The sequence below is a fragment of the Flavobacterium sp. CS20 genome (genome assembly GCF_018080005.1).
Taxonomy (GTDB): domain Bacteria; phylum Bacteroidota; class Bacteroidia; order Flavobacteriales; family Flavobacteriaceae; genus Psychroflexus.
The window spans coordinates 2960573-2974221 of the sequence record NZ_CP073015.1; the positions used below are offsets into that span (position 1 = coordinate 2960573).

Below are 13649 nucleotides of genomic sequence, written 5' to 3' on the forward strand. Positions count from 1 at the left end.
AATATAGTGAAATGAAGTTATGAATGATTTTTGATTCTATCGAAAATAAAAATCTCAAGATCTGATTGAGGAATTTACAAGGATCAGGTTTAAATCTAATCATATATTTATTATGCGTGCATAATTATTGTTAGAATTTAACTGATTTTAAAAACCTAAATATACTTACATTGCATTTTCAATTCAATAAAATATGTATCAATCACAAATATCTGGAGTAGGCAAATACGTTCCTGAAAACGTTGTCACCAATCACGATCTTACAAAAATTATGGATACCACTGACGAATGGATCCAAGAACGCACAGGCATAAAGGAACGAAGACATATCAAAAAAGGCGACGGCAACACCACGGCGGTTATGGGATACAAAGTCGCAAAAATCGCACTTGAACGTGCAAATATTGATAAAGACGATATCGACTTTATTGTCTTTGCTACACTAAGTCCAGACTATTATTTTCCTGGTTGCGGAGTTCAAGTCCAAGATATGCTTGACATATCAACTTGTCCTGCTTTAGATGTCAGAAACCAATGTAGCGGATTTGTTTATGCTTTATCTGTTGCCGACCAATTTATCAAAACAGGGATGTATAAAAATATTCTTGTCATTGGAAGTGAAAATCACAGCGGTGGATTAGATATGACCACACGAGGTCGAAACGTTTCTGTGCTTTTTGGAGATGGTGCTGGTCTTGCTGTTTTAACCCGATGTGAAAACAAAAACAAAGGTGTTTTATCTACACATCTACATTCTGAAGGTAAGTTTGTTGAAGAGTTATCGCTAATTGGACCGAGCACAAAATATTGGGTGCCTGAAATAATTAAAGAAAATCCACAAGAAAATATTCCGTATTATCCACAAATGAATGGTCAATTGGTGTTTAAAAATGCTGTTGTAAGATTTTCAGAAGTCATCAACGAAGGTTTAGCTCATAATAACTTATCGGCTAAAGATATTGATATGTTAATTCCGCATCAAGCTAACTTGAGAATCGCTCAATTTATTCAGAAAAAATTTAAGTTGAGTAACGACCAAGTGCACAACAATATTCAAAAATACGGCAATACTACTGCAAGATCTATACCTATTGCTCTTACAGAAGCTTGGGAAAACAATAAGATAAAAACAGATGACATTGTAGTTTTAGCGACTTTTGGAAGTGGTTTTACTTGGGCAAGCGCCATCATAAAGTGGTAAACAAAAAACCCTTGATGATATTATCAAAGGTTTAATGTTAAAAAAATTGTATCTATTAAAGGCTAATTCAAATAAATGCAATGTCTTATTATATGAAACGATTTTTATTGAAATAAGTTACTTTTATTAACAATATTTAACCTGATATAATATCAATTTAACTTTTTTTTATTTCTTAATAATTTCTTAGGTATTAACAAAGGTTATACATCAAACAAACAAAAACATAATTAAATTTGCACAAATTTTTCACTTATGAAATGTAAAATCAAAACACTAATTGCTATTTTTATAGTGATATCAGCAATGACTTCTTGTAGCGATGATGAAGCTGGTCAAATTATAGACAATACACCTTCAATTTTTGAAATTATTGCAGAAAGCCCAAACCATAACACCTTAGAGCAATTACTAATTGATACACAACTTGACCAAACTATAGATAGTGGTGTCTTTACCATTTTTGCTCCAACAGATCAAGCCTTTCAAGCTTTAGATATAGCAAATCTTAGCAATGAAGAGATTTCTCAAATTTTACTCAATCATGTTTTGAGTGGCAAAGCAGAATCAACAGACCTTGAAACAGGATACGAATTTACCAATGCCACAGAATCTATAACAGGTGATTCTGATTTTTTGAATATTTATGTCAATGTTGATGCTGGAATAAGCTTAAACGGTTCATCAAATGTTACAGAACCAGACATCAATGCCTCAAATGGTGTGGTGCATGTTGTAGATCAAGTTATACCACGGCCAAGTATTGTAACTTTTTTGAATGCTGACAACAATTTTTCAACATTAGTATCGGCTTTAACTCAAGAAAATCAACCAGATTTTATCAGTACCTTGAGCGACTCAGACAACCCAGCTCCATTCACACTATTTGCTCCTAACAATCAGGCTTTTGAAGACTTATTTGTAGAGCTTGAACTCGAGTCACTCATGGATATGGATGCCAATACATTGACTTCAACACTAAACACACATATTGTGGCTTCAAATGTTATCAGAGCCGAAGATTTTTCAGCCAATACTACTGTAGAAACATTAGGAAGTAGTTTTAATATTGATGCATCTACCGATACTATTACTGATCAAAGTGGTAGAAATATCAACATTTTCATCACAAATATACAAGCCACTAACGGGGTAATGCATGTTGTAGATAAAGTTATTTTACCTTAATTTTTTATCGGAATAGATAATTCTAATACCATTTTCTGGTAAATAATTTGAATAAAGTTTTTAAATCAATACTGACAATAAATCTGATTTTTTCGTCATAATTTTCCTGAAACTCCCAGCCTTGACTTGAATAAACGGGAAAATATAGTTCAAAATAATCTTCTACAAAATTTAATCGTATCCCTGAATCGTATAAGAATTTGGTTGACTCATATTTGTTACCTACAAGACCGGCATCACCGTAAACAAAAATCCAATTCCAAATCGTAGTGCTTGTATTGAGTGTAGTTATCCATTTGTTAGCAAAACTAGGTTGCAATTTAGATTTAAAACCACCTTCTGCCATAATAAATTGTTGGCTAAATAATCCACTTTCTTCACTACGACCGTAATAATTTAGATCAAACATATAGTCTGAAGGCCGATCTAAAGCAAAGCTAAAAAAGTCAGAATCACGGGTGTCATTAAATAAGAATGTTCCTAAAAACAATCTCATATTAATCTGTCTATTGTTTTCATAAAGTCTTCTAAAAGTAGCAGTTGCAAATACTTTACTGAACTTTTGAGCGATTTCATAATCGATTGAAGCCACAAAAAATCGATCTAAATTTTTATTTTGATAAGTATATCTTGCGTTAAAAACATTGTAATCTGGATCATCAACTGTATTGCTGATATCCTTATCCCGACGAACATTTACAGAACGAATGGTAAAATACTGTCGTTTATTGCTTCTACGGTCTTTATTATTGCGATACATTAGGGTTAAAAATCCTGAATAACGCTCATAAAACAAATCATAGTTATAAGAAAAACGCGATCCATTTGCACCCATAGTGATTCCATATAAATCTTGATCATATTGCCAAGATGTATAATTAACAGACAATGAGCCAACTATCGAATTGCTTTTCAATCCATATTTAGGTTTAATTTTGTATTCTAAAGGCTTAGGCAAAATGCTACCATTAAAAAATTTAGGTCCAATAGAAACGCCATCATAAATATTGTATGAAAATTCTGGTATAGCAAAAACTTGATTATATTTTGGGTTTTCTATATCATCAAAAAGTTTAAATTGAATGGGTTTACCTAATAATTTTGTGATGGGTTTATAGTTGTTTTTTTGGTTAACTTCTGGAATAACACCATCATAATTCAAAGCTAAACGGTCGGCATTTTTTCTAGCTACCGTAATTTCGGCTATGCTATCAAAGGGTTTAACCCATAATTTATCTAAAACATTTTTATCTTTTAACCAAAATAAAGATACGGGAACTTTTGTATTGTTGATGTTTGATATTTGTATTTTCAAGGAATCATCGTCTCGTCTTAAAGATTTGAATTTAAAATCAATAGGGCTTTTTAAATTGATATAATCTTCAAAAAACCAATCTATATTTTTTGAAGTGTTTTGGCTGAGGTGATTTCTAAAATCCTCGACTTGAGAAAACTTAAGTTTTTGTTGTTTATAAAAAGATTGTATTCCATTTTTAATCTCTTCATTAGAGGTGTAATGTTTTAAAAAATTTATCCCCAATCCTGCTTGATAAGGATTGGCTATTTTTTGATTAAATCTAATCAAAGAATCTTGTGGTGTATTTAAAGATTGCTGGATATTGTTGCGTGTTACATTTTTATATAAAAAATCATATTGATAATTAAAGTCTAAATCGGCTACGTGAAACCACTTGATAACATAAAAATCACTTAGCTTACCAAGCAATTTCATTTCAGGATAATAGGTGTTGACATAATCTATCATCAACCCGATTTGGATGGCATCTATAATCCATTTATCTTCTCTAGTGTTGATAAGAATAGTGTTTTTTAAATACTTTGCAGTTACGGCTTTCATCAATTTTATATCATATTGAAATCCGTCAGGAAATGGACGAATAAAATCTGGTAATTGGTTTAACCCATATACTGGGGCGATTTGATAATCTTCTTCGGATACCAATATATTTTCAAATGGATATTTGCCTAGGTTTTGATTTAAAAACTCTAAAACTCTATATGAAATAATAGATTTGACTTCGGGCTGAAGGTCATCTGAATCGATATTGGTGATCAGCGTCGAAAAATCTGTTTGATTGATGTCAAAATCTGAAGTTTGTTGTAAATAAATATCCGTGTCAACAATCTTTTGTTTTGGAAATTCGTAAATGTTTTGATTGTTAGATTTGTAAACAATTTCATCTTTTAAAGAGGAAACTAAGTTATAAGATGAAGGCATTTTGAATTTTAACTTTAAATCTAAAACTTGTTGTGGCATATCAAAAAGCCGTCGATGAGAATATATAAACCATCGATCTTTATAAAATGCAGGTTTTAATAGCCAATATTTTAGCTTTAGTTGATCGCCATCAACCCCAAAATTGGTGAATTTGGCATCAGGTACTTTCACAAAATACGAAATGTTTATTTTGTAAGACTCTTCATTTTGTAAGGTCTTATCAAGTTTTATTTGAATAACATCAGGATATTTGCTTGGTCGTTTCCAAATTAATTCTTTTTCATTATGGTTGAGGCTTTTTATCAATGTTCCACCGCGTTCTTCTTCTCCTGCAAAGTGAAATTTTCTCACAAACTCTTCTGAAAAACACTGCCCTAAAGCACTTTGTTTATCAGAAAAAGCATTAACCCAATCGTATAAATAGATATATTCTAAAGGCTTTCCTGTTTCATTTTTAAAATTTATCTGCTGTTGTATCGATAAGGTTTTGGCATCATCCAACAAAGTAGCTTCAACTTGCATCTCGTGTTGTGAAAATGCAATAGAAGTAATACCAAAAAAGAGATATAAAAATTTGAATGTTTTCAATGTAAGACTACAAATTTTAAAGCATTTCCTCGGTTGGCTTTCAAAATATAAATGCCATTTGACAAATCATCCATAGAAATGCGCATTGTTGATTTCAAAACGTCTAATGTTTTCATTTGTTGTCCAAGAGTGTTGTAGATATTGAGCTGTTTTATTTCAGATATATGAGTGGCTGAAATTTCTAAAAATAAAGTATTGTCAACAATATTGCCTTCGGGTAATTTGAATATACTTGAATCAGAAAAATGGATTGTGTTCAGAAAATTTTGTTCAAATTCTAAATCCATCACAACAGGCAAGTGATCACTCATATTCCAAAGTAAATTTCTGATGTTTTGAGAAAAAATCCCTGAACAAGTTGTATCGTTTACATTTTTATTAAAACAATTACTATTATTACCAAAAACTTGATAAGTGCCATCAATATAATGGGCTTGGTTGTTGACATCTAAAAAATTTCCAGAAACAAATATAAAATCAAAACGATCATCTAATCCACCGCCAGCACCAAAACCGTTAAAGTTAGAGTTGCTTACTCTTGTGCTTTGTGAATGCACATCAGAATATGTAGAATTGATATGCCAATCGCCTAATTGATTGACGGGATCGTGCATAGGTATAATTGTATTTCCAATAAATAATTGCTGAAATCCACTTTCATTGGCAGTGTAAAAATTAAAATCTCCAGCCAAAATCACATTGGCATTTGCACTTAAATGGGCATTGATATAATTAGTAAAATCTAAAGCCATATCAAAACGAATTTGCTCGTTAGAATCACCTTGACTGGCTTTAAAATGTGCTACAAAAAAATCAATAATTATCGGGTTGGTTTGATTTTGATCCGTCAAAGCTTTCAACTGATATCGATTGATATCTCGTAGCGAAGTTTGAATGATATCCGTTAACTCTAAACCAAATTTTTGTGTATTATAAAACAGCAATTGATTAATCGTACCACCACTACCCGAAGTATTAAAAACAAAAGGTGCAATGACATAAATATTTTGCGTATCGTTTAATGCTTGGTTGAGAATTAGATCAGCTCCATTTTGGTTTTGTAGTTCTGCAACCATAAACACATCTGGTTGCACTTGGTCTATTATATCTTTTAAAATCAATTCCCGATTATCAGGTGGTGCTTCAGGAAAATCTAAAAGATTGTAAAACATAATCTTAGCTGTGTTTTGAGACCAAGCGGTCAAAACCCAAAACAGCATCAAACCAACATATATCACACTTCGCATTTCTCTAAAATCAGAAATTCGGACTAAGCTCGTATTTGTTGTAAAACTGATCTAAAATATCAATCACTTCATCTTCATCATCTACAAGGTGAATCAAATCTAAGTCAATTGCATTTACCGTTGCAAATTCAGTCACCATTACTGATTTAATCCAATCAATAAGCCCAGACCAAAAGTCTTTGCCTACTAAAATAATAGGAAATTTATCAATTTTATGGGTTTGAATCAAGGTGATTGCTTCAAACAATTCGTCCATTGTGCCAAAACCACCTGGCATAACAACAAAGCCTTGCGAATATTTAACAAACATCACTTTTCTGACAAAGAAATAATCAAACTCCAAATTTTTATCCTTATCAATATACGGATTGTCGTGTTGCTCAAAAGGCAGTTCAATATTTAAACCTACAGAAGTTCCGCCACCAAGATGAGCACCTTTGTTGGCGGCTTCCATAATGCCTGGTCCGCCACCAGAAATGATACCATAACCTTGTTCAACGATTTTATTGGCAACTTTTACCGCTAATTCGTAATATGGGTTGTCAGGTTTCATCCGTGATGAACCAAAAATAGATACACATGGACCAATTTCAGACATCCGTTCATAACCATAAACAAATTCGCTCATAATTTTAAACAATGCCCAACTATCGTTGGTTTTGATTTCGTTCCAGTTTTTAAAGTGTTTATTTACCATAACTTCATTATTCAAAAATGACTGCTAATTTAATTCTTTTTTGAGATACTTCGCCGTATAAGATTTTTTGTCTTTAATAATTTGCTCAGGCGTGCCTTTAGCAACGAGTTGTCCGCCAGCTTGTCCACCTTCATAACCGATGTCAAAAATATAGTCAGCCATTTTGATGACATCCATATTATGCTCTATAATCAATACCGTATTGCCTTTGTCCACCAGTTTATTTAAAACAGTCATCAGCACACGAATATCTTCAAAATGTAAGCCTGTTGTAGGTTCATCGAGAATATAAAACGTGCTTCCTGTAGCGATTTTAGACAATTCTGTTGCCAATTTGATACGTTGTGCTTCACCGCCTGATAGCGTGGTGCTTTGCTGACCTAAAGTGATATAACCTAAACCGACATCTTGTATAGTTTTGAGTTTACGGTAAATCTTAGGAATGGGTTCAAAAAACGCTGTGGCTTCGTCAATCGTCATTTGCAATACATCACTTATAGATTGACCTTTGTAGCGAATTTCTAAAGTTTCTCTGTTAAAACGCTTACCGTAACAAGTTTCGCATTCCACATAAACATCGGGTAAAAAGTTCATTTCAATAACTTTTAAACCTGCTCCACCACAAGTTTCACAACGACCACCTTTGACGTTAAAACTAAATCGACCAGGTTTATAACCTCTGATTTGAGCTTCTGGTGTTTTAGCAAATAAGTTTCTAATCTCGCTAAACACTCCCGTATAGGTTGCTGGATTTGAACGCGGTGTTCTGCCAATAGGTTTTTGATTGATATCGATAACTTTATCTAAATGTTTTAACCCACGTATGGTTTTATAAGGCAAAGGTTCTTTAACGCCATTAAAGTAATGAGCATTCAATACGGGATAAAGCGTTTCGTTAATCAATGATGATTTACCACTTCCTGAAACGCCAGTGACGACAATCATTTGTCCTAAAGGGATTTTGATACTGACATTTTTAAGATTATGACCCGTTGCACCAACCAAATGTAAATGTTTGCCGTTGCCTTTTCGACGTTTTTTAGGAACTTCAATTTCTTTAGTTCCATTGAGATATTGAGCTGTCTGTGTATTGTGTTTTAAAACTTGTTCTGGTGAACCTTGACTGATAATTTTGCCGCCGTTCTTTCCTGCAAAAGGAATGATATCTATAATGTGGTCTGCACTGAGCATCATATCTTTATCATGTTCTACCACAATAATAGAATTGCCAATATCTCTTAAATATTTTAAAGAATTAATGAGTTTTTCATTATCACGCTGATGCAAACCAATCTTGGGTTCGTCCAAAATATATAAAACCCCAACCAACTGTGAACCAATTTGCGTTGCGATGCGAATGCGTTGTGCTTCTCCACCAGACAAAGTTTTTGACCCGCGATTAAGATTCAGATAAGTCAATCCTACGTCGATTAAAAACTGTAATCGGGTTTTGATTTCTTTGATGATTTCTTCCCCAATCTGAAGCTCAGACTTAGAAAGTTGTTTGGGTAATTTTTCAATAACTTTAAACAATTCTAAAATATCTTTGTTGACATAGTCAGAAATGTTTTGATTGTTGATTTTGAAATGTAATGCCATTTTCTTTAACCGACTGCCTTGGCAAGATGGACATAAAATGTGATCCATATATTTTTTTGCCCAACGGGTAAGAGATGTTGACGTTTGTTTAGCGTTGTAGGTGTTTTCAATAAAAGTAGCAACACCTTCAAAATCATAGCGATGCACAATATCCATTTTCATCGTCTCGTTGTAATGCTTAAAGTTTGCTTTGCCACCATATAAGATTGCTTCAAGTGCTTCTTTTGGAATTTTGTTGATGGGATCAGATAACTTAAAATCAAAATGTAAAGCAATTTCTTTTAACTGCTTAAACACCCAATTGTTTTTAGCCTTACCGTGTGGCTCAATGCCACCTTTGTTGATAGACAAACTATCATCAGGGATAATTTTATCAGGATTAACCACATATTTTTTCCCTAAACCATTGCAATCAGGACAAGCTCCTTTTGGCGAATTAAAAGAAAAAGTGTTGGGTTCAGGTTTGGGATAAGCAATTCCAGTTGTTGGGCACATCAATTCGCGACTAAAAAACACGGGTTGTTTCTCATCTTTCGCCAAAACCATCAAGGTATTTTGTCCCAACTTCATCGCTGTTTTGATGCTGTCTGATAATCGCTTTTTGACTGATAGTTTGTCTTCAACTTTTAATCGATCAACTACAATTTCAATATCGTGGGTTTTGTAACGGTCAACTTTCAGACCATTGACAATGTCTTTGATTTCGCCGTCAATTCTAACTTTAAGATAACCTTGCTTTGCGATTTGTTCAAACAACTCTCGATAATGTCCTTTTCGAGACCGAATTTTGGGAGCTAAAATATTAATGGCTTGGCCTTTGAAATCAGATAAAATTTTATTCAAAATCTGGTCATCGGTATAGCTGACCATTTTTTCGCCAGTTTTGTAACTATAGGCTGTGCCAACCCGAGCAAACAACAAACGCAAAAAATCATAAACTTCAGTAATGGTGCCAACCGTGCTTCGTGGACTACGACTCGTGGTTTTTTGTTCAATAGCAATAACTGGAGATAAACCGTCAATTTTATCGACATCTGGTCGTTCAAGATTACCCAAAAACTGACGGGCATAAGCCGAAAAAGTTTCAATATAACGGCGTTGACCTTCCGCATAAATCGTGTCAAAAGCCAAAGACGATTTGCCCGAACCCGATAAACCTGTGATGACAACAAGTTGGTTTCGAGGAATTTTTACATCAATATTTTTAAGGTTGTGAGTACGAGCACCCAAGACTTCAATGACTTCTTCAGCTTTCAATAGGTTTTTGTTTTAAACAATACAATTTGCAAATCTACTCAAAGCGATTTTAACTCAAAGCTGAGCAAAGTATAATTAATTAAAAAAAAATATTTTTAATTAGTGTTTTGAATAAATTGATTTCAAAGGCAACTTCAAAACTACATTAATGTCCAGTACTCCCAAACCCACCATCACCGCGAGAGGTTTCATCGAGTTGTTCAACCAGTTTAAACTCAGCTTGCTCAAACTTGGCAATGACCATTTGGGCGATACGCATGCCATTGGTGATTTCAAAATTGTCTTGAGAAAGATTGACAAGAATGACACCAATTTCACCACGATAATCTGCATCAATCGTACCTGGTGAATTTAAAACAGAGATGCCATGTTTTGCCGCTAATCCACTTCGTGGACGGATTTGTGCTTCGTAACCTTCTGGCAAAGCAATGTGCAAACCTGTTTTGATGATTGTGCGTTCTAAAGGTTTTAATATAACAGGAGTTTCGCAAACCGCTTTCAAATCTAAACCCGCTGAATCTTTAGTTTCGTATTGTGGTAAATCGTGCTCGGACGTATTGATAATAGGAATAATCATAAATTATGTTTTTTTGATGTAATACAGTAATTCTCGTTTTTCAAAAGAGAAAGCTAAAATTAAATAGCTTAAAATAAATAAAATACCAATCCAAATTTGTGCTCTAAAAAAGTAAAAAGAAAGCATAGAAAAAGATATACCTAATAAGCTATAAATTGCCAAGCGTTTCAGTGGATAATTGATTTTATAATATTTTTGGCTAAAAGCATAAGACAACAACATCATACTGCCGTAGGCACAAAGTGTAGCAATGGCTGAAGCTTTAAAGCCATAAAGCGGTATAAAAATAATGTTGATGGCTAAAGTCACAACAGCACCAAAGCTCGAAATGATTGCACCAAATTTCGTGCGGTCTGTGATTTTATACCATACCGAAAGATTGTGATAAACACCCAAACACAAATTGGCTATGAGCAAAATTGGCACAACACCTAAAGCTTCATAAAACACGTCATTTTGGATAATGAGTTTTAAATAATCGATAAAAACCACGACGAATAGTAAAATAAAAATCCCACAAATCACAAAATATTTTGTGACTAAAGCGTAGGCTTTTTTGGGGTTTTGAGTTTGAGAATGGCTAAAGAAAAAAGGCTCAATTCCCAGTCGATATGCCGTAGCAAAAAGCGTCATAAACATCGCTAATTTGTAACACGCAGCATAAACACCAACTTGTGATTTGGCAATGTTTTCTGGTAGCAAATAATTGAGTAATATTTTGTCTAAAGTTTCATTGATAGAAAACGCCAAGCCAGCCACCAAAACAGGCAAAGCATATTTCATCATACTTTTCCAAAGTTTGGCATCAAACTGATATTTCAGTTTAACAAAAAATGGAGATAACAGTAAAAACGTCAATCCGCTAGAAATAATAAACGAAATAAAAATATATTCAATTCTAAAATCAGCGACATAAATGGAGTTTAAAAATTGAACATCATTTTTCCAAGAAGGCAATTTTAAAAGAAAAAACACATTAAGACACAAATTAACAGCAACGTTGATGATTTTGATCACCGCGTAGCGAATAGATTTTTTATTGATACGCAAATAGGCAAACGGAATGACACAAATGGCATCAAAAAACAACACCCAAGTGATGAGTTTATAATGAAAAGGGTTGAGGTCTAAAACGTTGGAAATTTCACTATTAAAAATGATAGAAAAAATTAAAAACAACAGACTCGAAAAAATAATAGAAAGCGTAGCCGTGCTGATGACTTTGTCTTTGTGGTCTTGTTTGGTAAAAAACCTAAATACGGTAGTTTCCATCCCATAAGACAAAATCACATTAAAAAAAATAAGATATGAAAATAAGATTGTGATGAATGCCGTAATCTGAATCAGAAAAAAGTTTGGTATAAAGTGGCACTATTGTGATAATGCCGTAATCTGAATCAGAAAAAAGTTTGGTATAAAGTGGCACCAACAAGAAACTCAGCATTCTAGGCAAAACCGTTGCTAAGCCATAGACAAAGGTGTGTTTAAAAAGTGTTTTAAATGGATTCAATCCCTGTGAAATTTTGGTAAAGGTAAAACATTAATATTTCAATGTAAAAAAGTTAGAATTTGAAAATTTGATAATCAAGGCGATTATAGATAAAAATAACTTGACTAACGTGAGTTCGATATAAATTTCAATAAAAAATATTCATATAAAATACAGATATTTAACCATTTGTCATGTTGACATAGCGAAGCATGAGCGACGAGACATCTCAGTAGGACGAGATTTCTCCTTATTCTTCGTTCGAAATGACAAAATTTGTTAACAAAAAGATGTAATTATCTGATTTACAGCTTTTAATAAATCGAACTTACGTTGACTAATTTTGATTTATGCGTTAATTAATCTTTAAAATTATTATATTGTCCAATAACAACTGTCAAAACTTATAATTGTAAATTCTATCTTACCTTTGTATAAATTAAGTCTTTAAATGAAATACTACATCATAGCTGGAGAAGCTTCTGGAGATTTGCACGCCTCTAATCTGATGAAAGCTTTACAACAAATCGATGCTCAAGCCAATTTTAGGTTTTGGGGTGGCGACTTGATGGCTAATGTTGGTGGCACTTTGGTAAAACACTATAAAGACTTAGCCTTTATGGGATTCGCCGAAGTCATAATGAATCTGAGAACGATTTTTAAAAATATTAAATATTGCAAGCAAGACATTCAAGAATTTCAACCCGATGTGATTGTATTTATTGATTATCCAGGATTTAATTTTAGGATTGCTAAATGGGCAAAACAACAAGGTTTTAAAACGCATTATTATATCTCGCCTCAAATTTGGGCTTGGAAAGAAAACCGTATCAAAGCCATTAAACGCGATATTGATGAGATGTATGTGATATTGCCGTTTGAAAAAGAATTTTATGAGCAAAAACACGATTTTCCTGTGCATTTTGTCGGTCATCCACTTTTAGATGCTATTAAAGACTTTAAACCAAAAAGCGTATCAGAATTTATTAAAAATCACCACCTTTTAGATAAACCCATCATAGCACTTTTGCCTGGCAGTCGAAAGCAAGAAATCTCCAAAATGCTGAGTGTGATGTTGAGTGTAGTTGATGATTACCCAGAATATCAATTTGTCATTGCTGGTGCACCAGGGCAAGACGCTGAATTTTACGAACAGTTTAATGCCAAAAAACGCGTTTCTTATGTGCAGAACGAAACTTATAATTTGCTCAGCGTATCCACAGTCGCTTTGGTAACTTCTGGAACAGCGACTTTAGAAACGGCATTGTTTAAAGTGCCTGAAGTGGTTTGCTATAAAGGCAGTAGTATTTCTTATCAAATTGCAAAACGAATTATTAATCTAAATTATATTTCTTTGGTCAACCTTATTATGGACAAACCAGTAGTTAAAGAATTAATACAAGGTGAATTGAATGCTAAGAACTTAAAAAATGAATTACATCAAATTTTATATACCAACAAAAGAAAACAGATGTTTTTAGATTATTATGATTTAGAACTAAAACTCGGTGGAGCAGGAGCAAGCCAAAAAACGGCAGAGCTGATATTTAAAAAAATACAGTAAATT

General features: G+C 33.2%; 10 protein-coding genes. 3 read left to right on the top strand and 7 right to left on the bottom strand.

Annotation, left to right across the window (positions count from 1 at the left end):
* Positions 1-193 precede the first annotated feature (193 nt).
* Both IGB25_RS14095 and IGB25_RS14100 read left to right on the top strand, forming a co-directional pair.
* The gene (locus tag IGB25_RS14095; RefSeq protein WP_211065542.1) at positions 194-1201 is read left to right on the top strand and encodes a 3-oxoacyl-ACP synthase III family protein; all 1008 of its coding nucleotides are present in this window, start codon (positions 194-196) and stop codon (positions 1199-1201) included.
* A 255-nt stretch (positions 1202-1456) separates the two neighbouring features.
* Entirely contained in the window at positions 1457-2389 is a 933-nt protein-coding gene (locus tag IGB25_RS14100) for a fasciclin domain-containing protein (protein ID WP_211065543.1), read from the top strand.
* Positions 2390-2411: 22 nt separating this feature from the next.
* Here IGB25_RS14100 and IGB25_RS14105 read toward each other — a convergent pair whose 3' ends face one another.
* From IGB25_RS14105 to IGB25_RS15755, 7 genes are all read right to left on the bottom strand, one after another.
* Positions 2412-5216, bottom strand: a complete 2805-nt coding sequence (locus tag IGB25_RS14105) for a metalloprotease (protein ID WP_211065544.1) — start codon at positions 5214-5216, stop codon at positions 2412-2414.
* A complete protein-coding gene (locus IGB25_RS14110; RefSeq protein ID WP_211065545.1) occupies positions 5213-6463 on the bottom strand; it encodes an endonuclease/exonuclease/phosphatase family protein in 1251 nt (416 codons plus the stop codon). The genes IGB25_RS14105 and IGB25_RS14110 overlap by 4 nt, the downstream gene beginning before the upstream one ends.
* A 10-nt stretch (positions 6464-6473) precedes the next feature.
* Positions 6474-7160: a TIGR00730 family Rossman fold protein gene (locus IGB25_RS14115; protein ID WP_211065546.1), complete on the bottom strand. Its 687-nt coding sequence runs from the start codon at positions 7158-7160 to the stop codon at positions 6474-6476.
* Between the two features lie 24 nt (positions 7161-7184).
* Positions 7185-10016: an excinuclease ABC subunit UvrA gene (gene uvrA / locus IGB25_RS14120; protein ID WP_211065547.1), complete on the bottom strand. Its 2832-nt coding sequence runs from the start codon at positions 10014-10016 to the stop codon at positions 7185-7187.
* Positions 10017-10161: 145 nt separating this feature from the next.
* A complete protein-coding gene (gene dut / locus IGB25_RS14125) occupies positions 10162-10593 on the bottom strand; it encodes a dUTP diphosphatase (protein ID WP_211065548.1) in 432 nt (143 codons plus the stop codon).
* 3 nt (positions 10594-10596) lie between these two features.
* Positions 10597-11865: a lipopolysaccharide biosynthesis protein gene (locus IGB25_RS14130; RefSeq protein ID WP_371815914.1), complete on the bottom strand. Its 1269-nt coding sequence runs from the start codon at positions 11863-11865 to the stop codon at positions 10597-10599.
* 19 nt (positions 11866-11884) lie between these two features.
* Entirely contained in the window at positions 11885-12103 is a 219-nt protein-coding gene (locus IGB25_RS15755) for a hypothetical protein (protein ID WP_371815915.1), read from the bottom strand.
* A 430-nt stretch (positions 12104-12533) separates the two neighbouring features.
* On the opposite strand from IGB25_RS15755, the gene lpxB reads away from it, so the two are divergent.
* A complete protein-coding gene (gene lpxB / locus IGB25_RS14135) occupies positions 12534-13646 on the top strand; it encodes a lipid-A-disaccharide synthase (RefSeq protein WP_211065549.1) in 1113 nt (370 codons plus the stop codon).
* Positions 13647-13649 lie beyond the last annotated feature (3 nt).

What these genes read in the sequence shown, in the direction of transcription:
- lpxB (WP_211065549.1), top strand. Translation starts at nt 12,534, where the DNA reads ATGAAATACTACATCATAGCTGGAGAAGCTTCTGGAGATTTGCACGCC.
- IGB25_RS14130 (WP_371815914.1), bottom strand. Translation starts at nt 11,865, where the DNA reads ATGGAAACTACCGTATTTAGGTTTTTTACCAAACAAGACCACAAAGAC.
- IGB25_RS14095 (WP_211065542.1), top strand. Translation starts at nt 194, where the DNA reads ATGTATCAATCACAAATATCTGGAGTAGGCAAATACGTTCCTGAAAAC.
- IGB25_RS14110 (WP_211065545.1), bottom strand. Translation starts at nt 6,463, where the DNA reads ATGCGAAGTGTGATATATGTTGGTTTGATGCTGTTTTGGGTTTTGACC.
- IGB25_RS14115 (WP_211065546.1), bottom strand. Translation starts at nt 7,160, where the DNA reads ATGGTAAATAAACACTTTAAAAACTGGAACGAAATCAAAACCAACGAT.
- IGB25_RS14100 (WP_211065543.1), top strand. Translation starts at nt 1,457, where the DNA reads ATGAAATGTAAAATCAAAACACTAATTGCTATTTTTATAGTGATATCA.
- dut (WP_211065548.1), bottom strand. Translation starts at nt 10,593, where the DNA reads ATGATTATTCCTATTATCAATACGTCCGAGCACGATTTACCACAATAC.